We start from the raw sequence: 18,341 nt of genomic DNA on the forward strand, positions 1-18,341 counted from the left end.
GAAAAACGCAGGCGGACGAACGGAGACCCGGCGACACACGCCGGATGACGCTGCGCGACATTAATGAGGCTAGGCAAACACCGTCAATTCATCGCCGCCGACTGTGTGCGTTTATCGAACAGCTTAAGTGAACAGCTGCGCGCTCAGGTCGCGACTGGCCCCCAGCAGGCCAGGCAGGAAGCGTTGCTCCAACTCATTGCGGCTGACCCGTCCGGCATGGGTACTGACGTTGAGCGCGGCCACTACTTGACCGGAAGCGTCGTACACCGGTACGGCAATCGAACGCAGACCCTGTTCCAGTTCCTGGTCGACGATGCACCAGCCCTGCTGCCGCACCTGTTGCAGGCACTCGAGCAAAGCCTCAGGTGTGTGCAAGGTGCGGCTGGTCTTGGCCTGCAGGTCGGCGTGGTCGAGGTAGTCGCGCAACGACGCATCATCCAGGGCCGCCAGGAGAATCCTGCCCATGGAGGTGCAATAGGCTGGCAGGCGCCCGCCCACCGACAGGTCCACCGAAATCAGGCGCTGGGTGGTCGCGGAGCGGGCGATATAAAGAATGTCGTCGCCTTCGAGCGTGGCCATGTTGCAGGCTTCGTGCAGTTGCTCGCTCATGCGGTCCAGGTACGGCTGGGCAGAAACGGCCAGGGGTGTGGAAGACAGATAGGCGTGACCGAGGGTCAACACTTTGGGTAGCAGCGAATAGGTGCGCCCGTCCGTGGTGGCGTAGCCCAGCTTGATCAAGGTATGCAGGCAACGCCTGACAGCGGCGCGGGGAATTTCCGTGCGATGGCTGATCTGGGCGATGGTCAGGTGCCGCTTGCGCTCCTGGAAGGCCTGGACCACGGCCAAGCCACGGGCCAGGGACGTCATGAAGTCGGGATCACCGGTCAGGGCCTGGATCCGCTTGGCCGGCGAGGCGACGATCGGTGGCGCGACAGAAGTGAAGGCATTGCGCAATTGGTCGTTCATGTCTGATCCTTCCCCGGGAATGACGGCTATTCAAGCGGCTGCCCGATGGGCAAGCAAGGGCCGCCGGCCGAGAGCGTTCGATTATCGAACCGCCGACCGATAATCGCAATCGGGTCCGCTATCGAATGACTCCCGCTGCGAACACGTTTGAGTTAAGTTGCAGGAAACAATGACTCGAGTTTGGCGTGAAAGCGTGGGGTAAATTGAACTTGTCGGCGTGAACGGCATCTGGATAGCGGTACTCGCCGACCTTTTTCACGCGGTGATACAAGTTGCACATACAAACATGAGTTCACACAACAACAGCACCTTTTAATTTTCCCGATAGTGTTATTCGGCTGGGCCGCTATAATGCAAAACAGTGACGGTACGGCCAATCAACCGTTCTCGTACGCTGGCGCCGTGGTCATTAGCCTGGTGCCCGGAGCGCCTTTATGGTCGCTTCCCCTGTTTGGCAACAACGCGAAGCCCTGATGCTACGTCAGCTGTCAGCTCTGGTGCCGTGGCCGTCTGCATGTCCACATGCAGTGCGTATCACCAGATTCAACTTCAATTAATTTAGGTAAAACTGTGACGAAAGACGAACTGCGCGCGGAACTTGAGCGCCAGGAACAACGTTACAAGGAAGTTTACGGCGGGGAAGTCACCACCTACGCCGCGCAACCTGAACCGGAACGCAAACCCTGGCGTAAGCGCGCCACCGTTCAGGACCAGGCCTTCACCCAAGAACTCCAGAAAATGGAAAAGGAACTCAAAGCCGAAGAGCAGTGACGCTCAGCGCCCGAGGTTCCTGTGAAGAGGTTTCCGGCCGCCACCCAGGCTGGAATCCGTAGCGCACGCCCGCCATGAGCGGGCCGCCATCCGCTCCTGCCCGACGGTCCGGAAGGGTCATGGCCGACCTTCTTTTCAGAAATTTCATACAATCGCTCACGGCATCATTCAGCTTGCCGTGATCCTGGCCAAGTGTGCTTTGCGCCCCTGATTCAAAGGGTTACGCAACCCGCGGCAAACCTGGCGCCTGAGACGGTCCTACAATTATTTTCGTTGAAGAATGTTACCGATGAGCAGGCAGTGCATCGATTACCGAGGTTTTCTGGCATAATCGCGCCCCCTTATGACCGGGTCAGAAAACCTTCATGATCGATTTATTCAGCGGACTGGATGCTTGGGTGCTTGTGAGCCTCTTGCTCGCCCTGGCTTTTGTCCTCGCCTTCGAGTTCATCAACGGCTTTCATGACACCGCTAACGCGGTTGCCACTGTTATCTACACCAAAGCCATGCCGCCTCACCTGGCGGTGTTCTTTTCCGGTGTGTTCAATTTTCTCGGCGTGTTGCTGGGCGGCGTGGGGGTGGCGTACGCCATCGTTCACCTGTTGCCCGTGGAGCTGCTGATCAATGTGAACACCGGACACGGGCTGGCCATGGTGTTTTCGCTGCTCGCAGCGGCCATCACTTGGAACCTGGGCACTTGGTACTTCGGTATCCCGGCATCCAGTTCCCACACATTGATCGGTTCGATCCTCGGCGTGGGCCTGGCCAACGCGCTGATCAACGATATCCCGTTGGCCGACGGGGTGAACTGGCAGAAGGCGATCGATATCGGCGCTTCCCTGGTGTTCTCGCCCATGGCCGGTTTCCTGATCGCCGCCCTGGTGCTGATCGGCCTGAAATGGTGGCGTCCGCTGTCGAAGATGCACAAGACGCCGGAACAGCGCCGCCAGATCGACGACAAGAAACACCCGCCGTTCTGGAACCGCCTGGTACTGGTGATCTCGGCCATGGCCGTCAGCTTTGTCCACGGCTCCAACGATGGCCAGAAAGGTATCGGCCTGATCATGCTGGTGCTGATCGGTATCGTACCGGCGCAGTTCGTACTGGATCTGGGCAGCACCACCTACCAGATCGAGCGGACCCGTGACGCAACGCTGCACCTGAGCCAGTTCTACCAACGCAACCACGAGTCCCTGGGTGAATACCTGGCGCTGGGCAAAAGCGTGAACGGCGATCTGCCCGAGAAATTCCGCTGCAACCCGCAGCAGACCGAACCGACCATCAATGCCCTGCTCGACACGCTCAAAGGCGTGGCGGACTACCATTCGCTGCCGTCGGAACGACGCATCGAGGTTCGTCGCTACCTGCTCTGCCTGGACGACACGGCGAAGAAGGTAGGCAAGTTGCCAGGCTTGGCGGCTCGCGAGAAAGACGACTTGAACAAGCTGCGCAAGGACCTGACCGCCACCACCGAGTACGCCCCGTTCTGGGTGATCCTGGCAGTCGCACTGGCACTGGGCCTGGGCACCATGGTCGGCTGGAAGCGCGTGGTGCTGACCATCGGCGAGAAGATCGGCAAACAAGGCATGACCTATGCGCAAGGTATGTCGGCGCAGATCACCACCGCGTGCATGATCGGCGCGGCGAATATCTTCAGCCTGCCGGTTTCTACTACCCACGTGCTGTCCTCCGGCGTGGCGGGCACCATGGTCGCTAACAAGAGCGGCCTGCAAGGCGGCACCGTACGCACCATCCTGCTGGCCTGGGTACTGACCCTGCCGGCGACGGTGGCGCTGTCGGCGGCGCTGTTCTGGCTGGCGTCCAAGGCCATCGGCAGCTGATTCCAGCGGCTCAAAAAAGAAGGTGCGACCCTTGCGGATCGCACCTTTTTTTATGCCCAGACACTGGGCAACTTGTGGGAGCGGGCTTGCTCGCGAAAGCGGTATGTCGGGCACTGAATAGATGACTGACCCGACGCTTTCGCGAGCAAGCCCGCTCCCACCGTAGTTTTGCGTGATCAGGAAATTTGCCAAAAAAAAGGGCGACCGAAGTCGCCCAAAATGCCTTGCGTGCTCGTTGTAGCCAGAAAGACCTACGGTTTTTTCCGCTTGTGTGCGTCTTTCCAGATGAATAATCCAAAACCTGCGAAAAACACGAACATGAGGCCGACCGTCAACACCCCGGCAAACACCACATTATCGAAAAACATGACTGGCCTCCTGGTCTTGCCCCTGTTGCGATGGGTTCAAGGTAACCAATCAGGCCTGGATGAAAATTGACCGGGGTCAATAACGCCCTCGACGGGGCGCAAAGGTGGGGAAATAACTGATCTGCATCAATGGATCGAGGGGGTTCAGCGCTTTTTCGGTTTGTTCTTCGGCTTTTTCTTGGGCTTGCCCAACGGCATGGCCTGTTCGAAAGCCTGGCGGACTTCATTGAGGCGTTTTTCGTTGAGGTCGTGAACGCGCTTGGCGCGCTCGGCACTGAGGTCGATCAGCTTGTCGTCTTGGCTCATGGCGTGTGGGCATCGTGCAGTGAATTGCGGATGCGCCCATGATGCGGGCTGTTGGCGGCGTTGACCAGCCTGTGAATGCAGCCAGACACCCGGGATCAGATCTGGATATCGACCCACAGGCCTTGGCGCGACTCTTCGTCGATCAGCGGCACCACCGGCACGGTATTGTCGGCGTTGAGTTCGGTACCCGGTACGGCCAGGTGCTCTTCAGGGTCTTCATCGGCCTCGCGGCGGCGGCGCTCGCGCTCCTGCTGGCGCTGCTGTTCCTCGCGCAACAGCAGCGCGGTCTCTTCCGGGTCGCGGTTTTGCAGGTCGATGGTGCTTTCGTTGGAGCTTTTTTGCACCGGGACCACGGGCGGTATGTCCGGTCGCTGGCGAACCGGATCCTGTTGAGCGGTGATGGGTACAACGCTCAAAGGGAGTATGGGTGGCAACATAAGGTTCTCCTGTCTTCAGGTTGTCGGCGGCTAAAGTGGCAGCTTGAACCGCCGGTCCGAAACTTGTGACCCAGTTGGCAATTGCGGCGATGACCAAGGCCGAGCTTGTTTGATCGCCGGGCAAGCATAAGTTCCGTAGCATCGCGACGAATCAGCGTACGTAAATCCTTTGGTATGAAGGATCCTTCCGTTAAGATAACCGGCTTTTTCAAGGCGGGAGTCAGGCAGCATGGCGCAGCAGTATCAACCGGGGCAACGCTGGATCAGTGACAGCGAAGCCGAGCTGGGTTTAGGCACCGTTCTGGCACAGGACGGCCGCTTGTTGACCGTGCTCTATCCGGCCACTGGCGACACTCGCCAGTACGCGCTACGGAATGCGCCACTTACCCGTGTACGATTTTCGCCGGGCGATGTGATCACTCACTTCGAAGGCTGGAAAATGACCGTGCGCGAAGTCGATGACGTCGACGGGCTGCTGGTCTACCACGGTCTCAACGAGCAGAACGAAGTGGTCACCCTGCCCGAGACCCAACTGTCGAACTTTATCCAGTTCCGCCTGGCCAGCGACCGTCTGTTCGCCGGCCAGATCGACCCGCTGGCCTGGTTCTCCCTGCGCTATCACACCCTGGAACACACCAGCCGCCAGCTACAGTCTTCCCTGTGGGGCCTGGGCGGCGTACGTGCCCAGCCGATCGCCCACCAACTGCATATTGCCCGTGAAGTGGCCGACCGCATTGCGCCGCGGGTATTGCTGGCCGACGAAGTGGGCCTGGGCAAGACCATCGAAGCCGGCCTGGTCATCCATCGCCAGTTGCTGTCCGGCCGTGCCAACCGCGTCCTGATCCTGGTGCCGGAAAACCTCCAGCACCAGTGGCTGGTGGAAATGCGTCGGCGCTTCAACCTCCAGGTCGCGCTGTTCGACGAAGAGCGCTTCATCGAAAGCGATGCCAGCAACCCGTTCGAAGACACCCAATTGGCCCTGGTGGCGCTGGAGTGGCTGGTGGACGACGAAAAGGCCCAGGACGCGCTGTTCGCCGCCGGCTGGGACCTGCTGGTGGTCGACGAAGCCCATCACCTGGTGTGGCACGAAGACCAGGTTAGCCCGCAATACGCCCTGGTCGAGCAGCTTGCCGAAACCATCCCGGGCGTGCTGCTGCTGACCGCGACCCCGGAACAACTGGGTCAGGACAGCCATTTCGCCCGCCTGCGCCTGCTGGACCCGAACCGTTTCCATGACCTCAAGGCCTTCCGCGCCGAGAGCGAAAACTATCGTCCGGTGGCCGAAGCCGTGCAGGAGTTGCTGGACAAAGGCCGCCTCTCGCCCGAAGCCCACAAGACCATCCAGGGTTTCCTGGGGAACGAAGGCGAAGCATTGCTGACCGCCGTCAATGATGGCGATGTCCAAGCCAGTGCCCGCCTGGTGCGTGAACTGCTGGATCGCCACGGTACCGGTCGCGTGCTGTTTCGCAACACCCGCGCCGCCGTGCAGGGCTTCCCCGAGCGCAAGCTGCACGCCTACCCGCTGCCGTGCCCGCCCGAGTACCTCGAACTGCCCTTGGGCGATCACCCCGAGCTGTACCCGGAAGTCAGCTTCCAGGCCCAGCCGGACGCCAGCGAAGAAGAACGCTGGTGGCGTTTCGACCCGCGGGTCGAATGGCTGATCGACACCCTGAAGATGCTCAAGCGCACCAAAGTGCTGGTGATCTGTGCCCACGCCGAAACCGCCATGGACCTGGAGGACGCCCTGCGCGTGCGCTCCGGCATCCCGGCCACGGTGTTCCACGAAGGCATGAATATCCTGGAGCGCGACCGCGCGGCGGCCTATTTCGCCGACGAAGAGTTTGGTGCCCAGGTACTGATCTGTTCGGAAATCGGCAGTGAGGGACGCAACTTCCAGTTTGCCCATCATTTGGTGCTGTTCGACCTGCCGGCGCACCCGGACCTGCTGGAACAACGTATCGGTCGTCTGGACCGGATCGGCCAGAAGCACACCATCGAGCTGCATGCGCCGTACCTGGAAACCAGCCCCCAGGCGCGGCTGTTCCAGTGGTATCACGAAGCCCTGAATGCCTTCCTCAACACCTGCCCGACCGGCAACGCCTTGCAGCACCAGTTCGGCCCGCGCCTGCTGCCCTTGCTGGAGGAAGCCGATGATGGCCAATGGCAGGCTCTGATCGACGAGGCCCGTACCGAACGCGAGCGCCTGGAGGCCGAGCTGCACACCGGTCGCGACCGTTTGCTGGAGCTCAACTCCGGCGGCGCCGGTGAAGGCGATGCGCTGGTGGAGGCCATTCTCGAGCAGGATGACCAGTTTGCCTTGCCGATCTACATGGAAACCCTGTTCGACGCCTTTGGTATCGACAGCGAAGACCATTCGGAAAACGCACTGATCCTCAAGCCGAGCGAAAAAATGCTCGACGCCAGCTTCCCGCTGGGCGACGACGAGGGCGTGACCATCACCTATGACCGCAACCAGGCGCTGTCGCGCGAAGACATGCAGTTCATCACCTGGGAGCACCCGATGGTGCAAGGTGGTATGGACCTGGTGCTGTCCGGCTCCATGGGCAACACCGCCGTGGCGCTGATCAAGAACAAGGCGCTCAAGCCCGGCACCGTGTTGCTGGAGCTGCTCTACGTCAGTGAGGTGGTTGCGCCGCGCTCGCTGCAACTGGGCCGCTACCTGCCGCCGGCCGCCCTGCGCTGCCTGTTGGACGCCAACGGCAACGACCTGGCCGCCCGGGTCTCGTTCGAAACCCTGAACGACCAGCTCGAAAGCGTACCGCGCGCCAGCGCCAACAAGTTCATCCAGGCCCAGCGAGACCAGCTCACGCCTCGTATCAATGCCGGCGAAGAGAAGATCGCCCCGCGTCACGCCGAGCGCGTGGCCGAGGCCCAGCGCCGCCTGGCGGCCGATACCGACGAGGAACTGGCACGCCTGACCGCCCTGCAAGCGGTCAACCCGACCGTGCGCGACAGCGAGCTGGTGGCCCTGCGCCAACAGCGGGAGCAAGGCTTGGCGATGCTTGAGAAGGCGGCGTTGCGTTTGGAGGCGATTCGGGTGTTGGTGGCGGGCTGAGTTTGGCTGGGATCCCGGTATAAGTTCCGCTGTGGTGCTTTTATCGGGTGTATATCCGTTTTTTCGGTAACGGCCGCTGGCGGTTCCGCTTTTACAGCGGCTCACTTTTGAAAAGCCCGGAAGCCGGCCCAGTCAAAAGTAAGCAAAACGCTCCTGCCCCACCACTCGGCACCTCGCCTAGGCTCGGCATGCCTGAACGAAGGCATTGCTCCGTGGGCCGCCGCGAGGCGGCCTCATAGCCGACCTGGCTCAGGGTGATCGCGTTTCCCCTGTGGGAGCGAGCCTGCTCGCGAAGGCGGTGGGTCAGTTTGCGGTGATGTTGGATGTGCCGGCCTCTTCGCGAGCAGGCTCGCTCCCACAGGGGATCTTGGGTGTTCATGAGTTTTATGTTCACTGCGGCCCATTGTGGGAGCGGGCTTGCTCGCGAAAGCGGTGTGTCAGTTGACGGTGATGTTGGTGGGCCGGCCTCTTCGCGAGCAAGCTCGCTCCCACAGGTGATCTTGGGTGTTCATGAGTTTTGTGTTCACTGCGGCCCATTGTGGGAGCGGGCTTGCTCGCGAAAGCGGTGGCTCAGCCAAATAAATGCAGGCATGTGCCCCGCTCTTGCTTTTGCTCTTGCTCTTGCTTTTGCTTTTGCTTTTGCTTTTGATCTGGACGCCCCGTTAACCACGATGGCCGAACGCAGGCATTGCGCAGTGGGCATCCCGGCATGGATGCCGGGATAGCCGCGCTGGGCCATGGATGGCCCTTCGCGGCGGCCCACGGAGCAACGCCGGAGTGAGGGCATGCCGAGCCCTAGCGAGGCACCGAGTGGTGGGGCAAGCCTTTTTTGCTTACTTTTTTTGGCGTTTGAAAAAAAGTGAGCGGCCGTAAGGGCGGAACCGCCAGTGGCCGTTACCTAAGAAACAGATATACACCCAAAACCCAAAACCCAAAAACCAGCCCCCAGCCTCAAGGACTGTAATACCCCACCGCCACCAGAAAATGCCCAACCTTCTTCAGATAAGCATGCTTGTCCTCAACCTTCCCGGTCACCGGATTCTTCCAGCGATACTCATACTCCCCCACATCCTGCTTGCCGATCATGGCCAGGATCGGCTCCCCCACTGGTTTGCCATCCGGGTCCTTGACCTTGGCAAAGTCGGTGTTGATCAAACGCAGATTGGTGCCATGCCCCACATAGCGCCGGGTATCGAGGTCGACGACAAAGACATACAAATCATCCTGCAGATACCCGCCCTTTAGAGCGTTGACTGCCGTCAGCGTGGCTTTCTCGTTTTTCAGCAGGTCACTCGAGGCCTTGTCCAGCAGTGCCCGAGCCTGTTCGGCTGAAGCACGCGGCAAGTAATAACCGACAGCCAGGATTCGCTCACCAACACGCTGGAAATACACATGCTTGCGCTCGACCTTGCCGTCCGCCCAGTTCTGCCAACGGTACTCGGCTTGCTGAATGCCGCTGGCCTCGGCAGTTTTCAAGGCGTCCTTGAAGGCTTTGCGCAAATCCGGCCCCAGCACTTCGGACACGTCCCGTCCGATCAACGCCGAGGAAGGTCCGCCGCTGGCAAGCATCACACCCTGGGTATCGACCACGAACACATAACGATCCTTGTCGACAAATTCCCCTTGGCGGCTGAAGGCGGCAAAGGCTTTGTCGCCATTGTCATGGTAATAGGCCAAGGCCTTCTCCAGCAGCGCCCGGGCCGCGTGGCCATCGTCCGCAGTGGCCGCCTGGGCCATCCCCAGCATGAGCATTGCGCCCAGCCAGGCCATCCTGTGAAAAAAACCCATGGGTGCGCCCCTCGTTCTTGTTGGTGTTTCAAGAGCGTAGACGGCGTGGGGAAGTAGGAGCTGACGAGTGCAACGAGGCTGCGATCTTTTCCCAGACAATTGAGTCTTGAGCGAAAGATCAAAAGATCGCAGCCTTCGGCAGCTCCTACAGGGATAGGCGCTGGCCGAACATCAGGCTTATTGAGCCCGAGCGCTGAGTTGCTGCTGCAAATGCTGGATCTGCGCTTGCAAGGTATTGATGTTACGGGTGACCTGCCCGCGGAAGGCGTCGAACTCGGCGGTGTTGCCGTTATCCTGCTGGCTCTTGAGCACGATCACGTCCTGCTCCAGGCGCTCGATGGCAGAGTTGGAGGTGGCTCTTTTCAGGGCGGTGATGTCGGCACCGATGCTCTTGAGCTGGGCATCCAGGGCACCACCCTCGCCTTGATTCTTCAAGGCGGTCACCTCAGCGGCCAGCGCCTTGACCTGGGCTTGGAGCTCCTTGTTGGAAGCTTGCAGTTGAGTGTTGGTGTTCTGCTGGTCAGAAGCCTGGGCAATGAGCTGGGCAAGTTCCTTGTCCAGGTCGGCGGACGGACCGAACGTGGCTTGTTGCTGCCTGTACTGCTCCTGCAGCTTGCCGTCGAATTGCCGGGCCTGCTCCTGCAGCTTGTTGTCCAACTGTTTGATCTGCAATTTCAAGGCTTCACTGTCACTCATGACATTGGACTGCCCGGCGACCACCTTGCCGGAGATGTCCTGCAAGCGCCCCGCCGCATCTTCACTGATCCGGGCGAAGCTTTCCTGGGTCGCCACCAATTGCTGCTCCATCAGGGAAATCTGCTGGAAGCTCCACCAGGCCAGGAAACCGAACGCACACAGCAGCGCGCCGACCAATGCCCACAGCGGCCCGGTGCTGGGCCCCTTGGCCTTGACCTTCGCCGCGGCGGCCGGCGCCGGGCGCGCTTGCACGTGGGGCGGCTGGCGGTTGGGCAGGAAATCATCGTCATCGGGAATGTCGGCCCGCATCCGCAGGCTCGGTACATCATCGAAGTCGTCGTTGGCATCGTTACGCATGGGCATGGTTCGACCTTTGGGAAACCGGTAATGGCTTGATGCGGCGAGTATAACCCCGTCGCCCGCCGCACCGATTGACCCCGAACCGGGCACTCGGTTCATGGCGGGCCGATCAGCGGGCGTTTTGGACCGTCCACCAGGCGCAAAATTCATCCAGGGCGGTCCAGAGGCTGACCTGCGGATCGTAATCGAGAGAATGCCGGGCCCGGCTGATGTCCAGGGTGAAATTCTTGTTCATGACCTGCATGCCCAGGCGCGACAGCGTCGGTTCGGGGCGGCCTGGCCAGAGCTTGCAGACCCCTTCATTCAGGGCCGCGACGCTGTAAGCCAAGCCGTAGGAACGATAACGTCGGACCTGTGGGACTTCCATCTGGCGCATCACATAATTGACCACATCCCACAATGGGACCGGTGCACCGTTGCTGATGTTGTAGGCCTTGCCCAAGGCGGAATCGCTGGCCAGCAGGCTGCTGAGCAACGCTTCGTTGAGGTTCTGCACGCTGGTGAAATCCACCTTGTTCAAGCCGTTGCCGACAATGGCCAGGCGCCCCTTGCGCTGCATTTTCAACAGGCGCGGGAAAATACTCATATCACCGGCACCCGTCACGAAACGCGGGCGCAGGGCCAGCACTTCGAGGCCGAACTCCTGGGCACCGAAGACTTTCTGCTCGGCCAGGTACTTGGTGGCGGCATAAGGATGCTTGAAGCGCTTGGGCACCTGTTCTTCGGTCAACCCGAGGTGGTCACGGCCATCAAAGTAAATGGACGGCGAGGACAGATGAACCAGGCGACGCACCTTCTGCTTGAGGCAGGCCTCGACGACATTTTCCGTGACCTGAACGTTGCCCTGGTGGAAATCCTGGTAGCGACCCCACAGCCCAACGGAACCGGCGCAATGCACCACGGCCTCGACATCCAGGCACAGGTCGCGGGCCAGCAGCGGGTCGCTCAAGTCCCCTTGGACGAATTGCGCACCGCGCCGCACCAGGTGCTCCACACTCTCGGCCCGGCGACCGGTGACCCGCACATCCAGGCCCTGCTCCAGGGCGAAACGCGCAAAGCGCCCGCCAATGAAGCCGCTCGCGCCGGTGACCAAAATCTTCATGCATGCTCCTAAAAATCAGATTCGAGCTACAAGCCTCAAGCTTCAAGCCAAGGGCTTTTAACCGACTGCTTGCAGCGTGCTGCTTGCCGCTGCGATCAGTCGCTCGGTCAATAAGCCGAGCAACTGTCCACCATTGCGCCAATGATGCCAGTACAGCGGCACATCGATCGGTTTATCTGCCAACAATTCCACCAGCACGCCTCGTTCCAGCTGTTCGCGCACTTGCAGCTCCGGCACCAGCCCCCAGCCCAGTCCCGCTTCAGCGAGACGGATGAAACCTTCGGACGAGGGACACAGATGATGCTCGAAACCGCCCTCCACGCCCACGGACGCGAGGTAGCGGTGTTGCAGGAAATCATCCGGACCAAACACCAAGGCTGGCGTACGGGCCAGTTGATCGGCTCGCACGCCGCCGGGGAAATGCCGGGCGATGAAGGCCGGGCTGGCCAACGCCCGGTAACGCATCGCCCCCAGCAAGACACTGCGGGCGCCCGCCACCGGGCGTTCGCTGGCGCAGACACAGGCCGCCACTTCACCGGCGCGCATGCGCTTGAGGCCAACGGTCTGGTCCTCCACCACCAAGTCGAGCAACAGGTGTTGGCCGGCGCAGAAATCGCCCACGGCAGCGGCCCACCAGGTCGCCAAACTGTCGGCGTTCAAGGCGATGCGCAGACGCTCCGGCAGGCCCTCTTCATCCAGCGCCGGCACCAGGCTTTGCAGGTCACGCTCGAGCAGCCGCACCTGTTGCACGTGGTTGAGCAGCCGGCGGCCGATTTCCGTCGGCACCGGCGGCGTGGCCCGCACCAGGACGGGCTGGCCGGCACGCGCCTCCAGCAACTTGATTCGTTGGGAAATGGCCGACTGCGACAAACCCAGCACCTGGGCTGCGCGCTCGAAACCGGCCTGCTCGACCACGGCGGCCAGGGCAGAGAGCAATTTGTAGTCGAACATCAGTAATCCTAATGGGCAATCAGCAATATTGGTTTTTCTTATACAGCCCTTCCCGGGAAAATGACCAGCGACAGCAACTGACCGGGGGATAAAAAAATGTGGCAAAGCTATGTGAACGGGCTCGTGGTGGCCCTCGGGCTGATCATGGCCATCGGCGCCCAGAATGCGTTCGTACTGGCCCAGAGCCTACGCCGCGAGCATCACTTGCCGGTAGCGGCGCTGTGCATCACCTGCGATGCCCTGTTGGTCGCCGCCGGGGTTTTCGGCCTGGCGACCTTGCTGGCCCAGAGTCCGTTGCTGCTGTCGACTGCCCGCTGGGGCGGGGCGGCGTTCCTGCTCTGGTACGCCAGCCTGGCCTTGCGCCGGGCCTGCTCGAAGCAGAGCCTGCAGCAAAGTGAGAACCACGCCGTACGCTCGCTGCGGGCGGTGTTGCTCAGCGCGCTGGCGGTGACGCTGCTCAACCCCCACGTCTACCTCGACACGGTGCTGCTGATCGGTTCCCTTGGCGCCCAGCAGAGCGTTCCCGGTGCCTACGTGATAGGGGCGGCCAGTGCCTCGCTGCTATGGTTCCTCACCCTGGCCATCGGCGCGGCATGGCTGGCACCGTGGTTGGCCCGCCCAAGCACTTGGCGGATCCTGGACCTCTTGGTAGCGGTGATGATGTTTACCGTGGCGATGCAATTGATCGTCACCGGCTGATTATTCCAAACCGCTCTGGAACCTCTATTCCACACAGTTGTTGCGTGGTTATGCCGCACCCCCGGTGCTATGATCCGACTCCTGCGCCGCAAAGAGTACAAACTCCCCGGCGCTAGTCTGGCCGCCCGTGATCGGCCTTGCGCTCACCGCAACCTGACCTGATTAGGAGAATCACCATGGCTTTCGAATTGCCGCCGCTGCCCTATCCACACGATGCACTGCAGCCGCACATCTCCAAAGAGACTCTGGAATACCACCACGACAAGCACCACAACACCTATGTCGTGAACCTGAACAACCTGGTGCCTGGCACCGAGTTCGAAGGCAAGACCCTGGAAGAAATCGTCAAGACTTCCTCGGGCGGTATCTTCAACAACGCCGCTCAGGTCTGGAACCATACTTTCTACTGGAACTGCCTGGCGCCAAACGCCGGCTGTCAACCAACCGGCGCGCTGGCTGAAGCCATCAATGCAGCCTTCGGTTCGTTCGACAAGTTCAAGGAAGAGTTCAGCAAGACGTCCATCGGCACCTTCGGTTCCGGTTGGGGCTGGCTGGTGAAAAAGGCTGACGGTTCCCTGGCCCTGGCCAGCACCATCGGCGCCGGCAACCCACTGACCAACGGCGACACCCCGCTGTTGACTTGCGACGTGTGGGAACACGCCTACTACATCGACTACCGCAACGTTCGTCCGAAATACGTCGAAGCGTTCTGGAACCTGGTCAACTGGAAATTCGTCGCCGAGCAGTTCGAAGGTAAAGCCTTCACTGCCTAAGCTCGATGCCAGCCCAAAGAAACCCGGCGCCATGCCGGGTTTTTTTTTGCACGGCGAAAAATGATCGCAGACGAGAGACCTCGCGTCTGGAAAGCAAGAAAAAATCCCGGTGGGCCTCAAGTTGCGGTGCCTTTCAACCGACACAATGGTCGTAGAGCAATCACTCTGGAAAAAACGTATACCGGTCAGGTTTCAAGCGAAAACCCTTGTGTTTGATTGTCCCTTTGACTGACATCACAGGATTGCCAATACTCATGGCAACTTGACGCTACCCGCACGGAACAAGGAACCACTCTTTGAAGCTGGAACTCAAGAACAGCTTGTCTGTGAAGTTGCTCCGGGTCGTGCTCCTCTCGGCATTGATCGTTGGCGTGGTCTTGAGCTGCGCCCAGATCGTGTTCGATGCCTACAAAACCAACCAGGCCGTCGCCACTGACGCCCAACGTATCCTCGACATGTTCCGCGACCCTTCGACCCAGGCCGTCTACAGCCTGGACCGGGAAATGGGCATGCAGGTGATCGAGGGCCTGTTCCAGGACGAAGCCGTACGCATGGCGTCCATCGGCCACCCCCGCGAAACCATGCTCGCCGAAAAAGCCCGGCCCTTGACGCACTCCGACAGCCGCTGGCTGACCGACCTGATCCTGGGCAAAGAGCGCACCTTCACCACGCAACTGGTGGGACGCGGGCCCTACAGCGAATATTACGGCGACCTGAGCATCACCCTCGACACCGCCACCTACGGCGAGGGCTTCATCGTCAGTTCGGTGATCATCTTTATCTCCGGGATGCTACGGGCCCTGGCCATGGGCTTGGTGCTGTACCTGGTCTATCACTGGCTGCTGACCAAGCCGTTGTCGCGGATCATCGAGCACCTGACCGAAATCAACCCCGATCGCCCCAGCGCGCACAAGATCCCGCAGTTGCGCGGCCACGAGCAAAACGAACTAGGCCTGTGGATCAACACGGCCAACCAACTGCTCGAATCCATCGAACGCAACACGCACCTGCGCCACGAAGCGGAAAACAGCCTGCTGCGCATGGCCCAGTACGACTTTCTCACCGGCCTGCCCAACCGCCAGCAACTGCAACAGCAACTGGACAAGATCCTGGTGGACGCCGGGCGCCTGCAACGTCGGGTGGCGGTGCTGTGTGTGGGGTTGGATGACTTCAAGGGCATCAACGAGCAGTTCAGCTATCAGACCGGCGACCAGTTGCTGCTGGCCCTGGCGGATCGGCTGCGGGCCCACAGCGGCCGGCTCGGCGCGCTGGCGCGTTTGGGGGGTGACCAGTTCGCCCTGGTCCAAGCCGACATCGAGCAGCCCTACGAGGCCGCCGAGCTGGCCCAGAGCATCCTCGATGACCTGGAAGCGCCGTTCGCCATCGATGATCAGCAGATCCGCCTGCGGGCCACTATCGGCATCACCCTCTTCCCCGAAGACGGTGACAGCACCGAGAAACTGTTGCAGAAAGCCGAGCAGACCATGACCCTGGCCAAGAGCCGCTCGCGCAATCGCTACCAGTTCTACATCGCCAGCGTCGACAGCGAGATGCGCCGCCGTCGCGAACTGGAGAAAGACCTGCGCGAGGCCCTTGCCCGCGAGCAGTTCAGCCTGGTGTACCAACCGCAGATCAGCTACCGCGACCTACGAATAGTCGGCACCGAAGCCTTGATTCGCTGGCACCATCCCGAGCACGGCCTGGTGCCGCCGGACTTGTTCATTCCCCTGGCCGAACAGAACGGCACCATCATCGCCATCGGCGAATGGGTGCTGGACCAGGCGTGCAGGCAATTGCGCGAATGGCACGACCAGGGTTTCCTCGACCTGCGCATGGCGGTCAACCTGTCGACGGTGCAACTGCACCACGCCGAGCTGCCGCGAGTGGTGAACAATCTCCTACAGATGTACCGGCTGCCGCCGCGCAGCCTGGAACTGGAAGTCACCGAGACCGGCCTGATGGAAGACATCACCACCGCGGCCCAGCACTTGCTGAGCCTGCGCCGCTCCGGGGCACTGATTGCCATCGATGACTTCGGCACCGGCTATTCGTCGCTGAGCTACCTCAAGAGCCTGCCGCTGGACAAGATCAAGATCGACAAGAGCTTCGTCCAGGACCTGCTCGACGACGAGGACGATGCGACCATCGTCCGGGCCATCATCCAGTTGGGCAAGAGCCTGGGAATGCAGGTCATTGCCGAGGGCGTCGAGACGGTGGAGCAGGAAGCCTACATCATCGCCGAGGGCTGCCACGAAGGTCAGGGGTACTACTACAGCAAACCGCTGCCGGCGCGGGAGTTGGGCATTTACCTGAAGCAGGCCGAGCGCAGCAAGGTTTCCATAATCTGACTCTCCCCAGCGCCAAGCCTTCGTAGGAGCTGGCGAAGCCTGCGATCGTTGGTTTGTTCGCTTGGAATTCAAGCGCCAGGGGAAAGATCGCAGCCTCGCTTCGCTCGGCAGCTCCTACAGACGCCTCCTACAGGGGGTGATTCTCATCATTAAACAAGAAATATTTACAACCATAACCCTTTACACATAATGCAAATCTTTCGCATTATGTCGCAGTTTTTGCGCACCCTCGCGCCTGTCCCATCCATCACCGAAGCAGGATGTTCGCCATGATTCGTATGCCCCTGGCTACCGCCAGTCTGCTGGCCATCGCTATTTCCCTCGCCGGTTGCGGCGAAGGCAAAGACAAGGCCGCCGCGCCGCAAGCGCCAACGCCGGCCGCCAGCACTGCGGCACCGGTCGCCCCTGCTGCCGCTGGCAAAATCGACGAAGCCGCCGGCAAGGCTGTTGTCGCGCACTACGCCGACATCGTCTACGCCGTCTACAGCGATGCCGAATCCACGGCGAAAACCCTGCAAACCGCCGTCGACGCGTTCCTGGCCAAGCCGAACGCCGAGACCCTGAAAGCCGCCAAGGCTGCCTGGGTCGCCGCACGCGTACCGTACCTGCAAAGCGAAGTGTTCCGCTTCGGCAACACCATCATTGACGACTGGGAAGGCCAATTGAACGCCTGGCCCCTGGACGAAGGCCTGATCGACTACGTCGACAAGTCCTACGAACACGCCTTGGGCAACCCGGGCGCCACCGCCAACATCATCGCCAACACCGAAGTCCAGGTTGGCGAAGACAAGGTCGACGTCAAAGACATCACCCCGGAAAAACTCGCCAGCCTGAACGAGCTGGGCGGTTCCGAGGCCAACGTCGCCACCGGCTACCACGCCATCGAATTCCTGCTGTGGGGCCAAGACCTCAACGGTACCGGTCCGGGCGCTGGCAATCGCCCAGCTTCGGATTACCTGGAAGGCGCCGGCGCCACCGGCGGCCACAACGACCGTCGTCGTGCCTACCTCAAGTCCGTGACCCAACTGCTGGTCAACGACCTGCAGGAAATGGTCGGTAACTGGAAGCCGAACGTGGCCGACAACTACCGCGCCACCCTGGAAGCCGAGCCGGCCGAAAGCGGCCTGCGCAAGATGCTGTTCGGCATGGGCAGCCTGTCCTTGGGTGAACTGGCGGGCGAGCGCATGAAGGTGTCCCTGGAAGCCAACTCGCCTGAAGACGAGCAGGATTGCTTCAGCGACAACACCCACTACTCGCACTTCTACGATGCCAAGGGTGTGCGTAACGTGTACCTGGGCGAATACACCCGCGTCGACGGCAGCAAGCTGACCGGCGCCAGCCTGTCGTCGCTGGTCGCCAAGGCCGACCCGGCCGCGGACACCGCGCTCAAGGCCGACCTGGCCGACACCGAGGCCAAGATCCAGGTCATGGTCGATCACGCCAACAAGGGTGAGCACTACGACCAACTGATCGCCGCCGGCAACACCGCTGGCAACCAGATCGTCCGCGACGCCATCGCCGCCTTGGTCAAGCAGACCGGTTCGATCGAACAGGCCGCGGGCAAACTGGGCATCAGCGACCTGAACCCGGACAGCGCTGATCACGAGTTCTGATCAACGCCGGCTGGCTGAAACGGATTAACGCAGCCAGCCAAACCACTAAACCTGTGGGAGCGGGCTTGCTCGCGATAGCGGTGGATCAGCCAACATCGATGTTGGCTGATCCACCGCTATCGCGAGCAGGCTCGCTCCCACAGTGGTTTCTGGCGTTTCGAAAATGCGAGGTCTGCCATCAGTTCCCTTGTGGGAGCAGGCTCGCTCGCGAAGACGGTGGGTCAAGCAACAACTGTCTTGACTGCG

The 18,341-nt window shown here is 61.0% G+C and carries 15 protein-coding genes; 7 read left to right on the plus strand and 8 right to left on the minus strand.

The window, feature by feature from the left end:
• Window positions 1-123: 123 nt before the first annotated feature.
• A complete protein-coding gene (gene pcaR, locus M1D99_RS23170; RefSeq protein ID WP_003184507.1) occupies window positions 124-966 on the minus strand; it encodes a pca regulon transcriptional regulator PcaR in 843 nt (280 codons plus the stop codon).
• Between the two features lie 570 nt (window positions 967-1,536).
• On the opposite strand from pcaR, the gene M1D99_RS23175 reads away from it, so the two are divergent.
• Both M1D99_RS23175 and M1D99_RS23180 read left to right on the plus strand, forming a co-directional pair.
• Complete coding sequence (locus tag M1D99_RS23175) at window positions 1,537-1,737, plus strand: hypothetical protein (RefSeq protein WP_003184509.1); 201 nt, start codon at window positions 1,537-1,539, stop codon at window positions 1,735-1,737.
• Window positions 1,738-2,102: 365 nt separating this feature from the next.
• Window positions 2,103-3,578, plus strand: coding sequence for an inorganic phosphate transporter (locus tag M1D99_RS23180; protein WP_186704480.1), 1,476 nt, complete (start codon window positions 2,103-2,105; stop codon window positions 3,576-3,578).
• 251 nt (window positions 3,579-3,829) lie between these two features.
• Here M1D99_RS23180 and ccoM read toward each other — a convergent pair whose 3' ends face one another.
• The 3 genes from ccoM to M1D99_RS23195 form a co-directional block, all read right to left on the minus strand.
• Window positions 3,830-3,946 carry a cytochrome c oxidase subunit CcoM gene (gene ccoM, locus M1D99_RS23185; RefSeq protein ID WP_025212288.1) on the minus strand — a complete coding sequence of 39 codons (117 nt, stop codon included), beginning with the start codon at window positions 3,944-3,946 and terminating at the stop codon, window positions 3,830-3,832.
• A 144-nt stretch (window positions 3,947-4,090) separates the two neighbouring features.
• Window positions 4,091-4,252: a hypothetical protein gene (locus tag M1D99_RS23190; RefSeq protein WP_003184513.1), complete on the minus strand. Its 162-nt coding sequence runs from the start codon at window positions 4,250-4,252 to the stop codon at window positions 4,091-4,093.
• Window positions 4,253-4,347: 95 nt separating this feature from the next.
• Window positions 4,348-4,689, minus strand: a complete 342-nt coding sequence (locus M1D99_RS23195) for an aspartate-semialdehyde dehydrogenase (protein ID WP_458130829.1) — start codon at window positions 4,687-4,689, stop codon at window positions 4,348-4,350.
• Between the two features lie 229 nt (window positions 4,690-4,918).
• On the opposite strand from M1D99_RS23195, the gene rapA reads away from it, so the two are divergent.
• Window positions 4,919-7,765, plus strand: coding sequence for an RNA polymerase-associated protein RapA (rapA, locus tag M1D99_RS23200; protein ID WP_434571907.1), 2,847 nt, complete (start codon window positions 4,919-4,921; stop codon window positions 7,763-7,765).
• A 951-nt stretch (window positions 7,766-8,716) separates the two neighbouring features.
• Here the strand turns inward: rapA and M1D99_RS23205 are convergent.
• The 4 genes from M1D99_RS23205 to M1D99_RS23220 all read right to left on the minus strand — a co-directional run bounded on the left by M1D99_RS23205 (window position 8,717) and on the right by M1D99_RS23220 (window position 12,662).
• Window positions 8,717-9,553 (minus strand): cache domain-containing protein, encoded by an 837-nt coding sequence (locus tag M1D99_RS23205; RefSeq protein ID WP_458130830.1) that lies wholly within the window; start codon window positions 9,551-9,553, stop codon window positions 8,717-8,719.
• Window positions 9,554-9,730: 177 nt separating this feature from the next.
• Window positions 9,731-10,612 carry an ATPase gene (locus M1D99_RS23210; RefSeq protein WP_458130831.1) on the minus strand — a complete coding sequence of 294 codons (882 nt, stop codon included), beginning with the start codon at window positions 10,610-10,612 and terminating at the stop codon, window positions 9,731-9,733.
• A gap of 106 nt (window positions 10,613-10,718) precedes the next feature.
• Window positions 10,719-11,711, minus strand: a complete 993-nt coding sequence (locus M1D99_RS23215) for an NAD-dependent epimerase/dehydratase family protein (RefSeq protein ID WP_458130832.1) — start codon at window positions 11,709-11,711, stop codon at window positions 10,719-10,721.
• 57 nt (window positions 11,712-11,768) lie between these two features.
• On the minus strand, window positions 11,769-12,662 hold the full coding sequence (locus M1D99_RS23220) for a LysR family transcriptional regulator ArgP (protein ID WP_458130833.1): 894 nt from the start codon (window positions 12,660-12,662) through the stop codon (window positions 11,769-11,771).
• A gap of 96 nt (window positions 12,663-12,758) precedes the next feature.
• Between M1D99_RS23220 and M1D99_RS23225 the strand changes: the two genes are divergently transcribed.
• The 4 genes from M1D99_RS23225 (at window position 12,759) to M1D99_RS23240 (ending at window position 18,095) form a co-directional block, all read left to right on the plus strand.
• The gene (locus M1D99_RS23225) at window positions 12,759-13,361 is read left to right on the plus strand and encodes a LysE/ArgO family amino acid transporter (protein WP_458130834.1); all 603 of its coding nucleotides are present in this window, start codon (window positions 12,759-12,761) and stop codon (window positions 13,359-13,361) included.
• A gap of 176 nt (window positions 13,362-13,537) precedes the next feature.
• Window positions 13,538-14,134, plus strand: coding sequence for a superoxide dismutase (locus M1D99_RS23230; RefSeq protein WP_458130835.1), 597 nt, complete (start codon window positions 13,538-13,540; stop codon window positions 14,132-14,134).
• Window positions 14,135-14,430: 296 nt separating this feature from the next.
• On the plus strand, window positions 14,431-16,482 hold the full coding sequence (locus tag M1D99_RS23235) for a putative bifunctional diguanylate cyclase/phosphodiesterase (RefSeq protein ID WP_434571915.1): 2,052 nt from the start codon (window positions 14,431-14,433) through the stop codon (window positions 16,480-16,482).
• Window positions 16,483-16,751: 269 nt separating this feature from the next.
• Window positions 16,752-18,095 (plus strand): imelysin family protein, encoded by a 1,344-nt coding sequence (locus M1D99_RS23240; protein WP_434571917.1) that lies wholly within the window; start codon window positions 16,752-16,754, stop codon window positions 18,093-18,095.
• The last annotated feature ends 246 nt before the right edge of the window (window positions 18,096-18,341 follow it).

Source organism: Pseudomonas sp. R3-41 (genome assembly GCF_054161485.1).

Excerpts from the sequence above, each read along its gene's own strand:
- pcaR (WP_003184507.1), bottom strand. The coding sequence starts at position 966 with ATGAACGACCAATTGCGCAATGCCTTCACTTCTGTCGCGCCACCGATC.
- M1D99_RS23180 (WP_186704480.1), top strand. The coding sequence starts at position 2,103 with ATGATCGATTTATTCAGCGGACTGGATGCTTGGGTGCTTGTGAGCCTC.
- ccoM (WP_025212288.1), bottom strand. The coding sequence starts at position 3,946 with ATGTTTTTCGATAATGTGGTGTTTGCCGGGGTGTTGACGGTCGGCCTC.
- M1D99_RS23190 (WP_003184513.1), bottom strand. The coding sequence starts at position 4,252 with ATGAGCCAAGACGACAAGCTGATCGACCTCAGTGCCGAGCGCGCCAAG.
- M1D99_RS23195 (WP_458130829.1), bottom strand. The coding sequence starts at position 4,689 with ATGTTGCCACCCATACTCCCTTTGAGCGTTGTACCCATCACCGCTCAA.
- rapA (WP_434571907.1), top strand. The coding sequence starts at position 4,919 with ATGGCGCAGCAGTATCAACCGGGGCAACGCTGGATCAGTGACAGCGAA.
- M1D99_RS23205 (WP_458130830.1), bottom strand. The coding sequence starts at position 9,553 with ATGGGTTTTTTTCACAGGATGGCCTGGCTGGGCGCAATGCTCATGCTG.
- M1D99_RS23210 (WP_458130831.1), bottom strand. The coding sequence starts at position 10,612 with ATGCCCATGCGTAACGATGCCAACGACGACTTCGATGATGTACCGAGC.
- M1D99_RS23215 (WP_458130832.1), bottom strand. The coding sequence starts at position 11,711 with ATGAAGATTTTGGTCACCGGCGCGAGCGGCTTCATTGGCGGGCGCTTT.
- M1D99_RS23220 (WP_458130833.1), bottom strand. The coding sequence starts at position 12,662 with ATGTTCGACTACAAATTGCTCTCTGCCCTGGCCGCCGTGGTCGAGCAG.
- M1D99_RS23225 (WP_458130834.1), top strand. The coding sequence starts at position 12,759 with ATGTGGCAAAGCTATGTGAACGGGCTCGTGGTGGCCCTCGGGCTGATC.
- M1D99_RS23230 (WP_458130835.1), top strand. The coding sequence starts at position 13,538 with ATGGCTTTCGAATTGCCGCCGCTGCCCTATCCACACGATGCACTGCAG.
- M1D99_RS23240 (WP_434571917.1), top strand. The coding sequence starts at position 16,752 with ATGATTCGTATGCCCCTGGCTACCGCCAGTCTGCTGGCCATCGCTATT.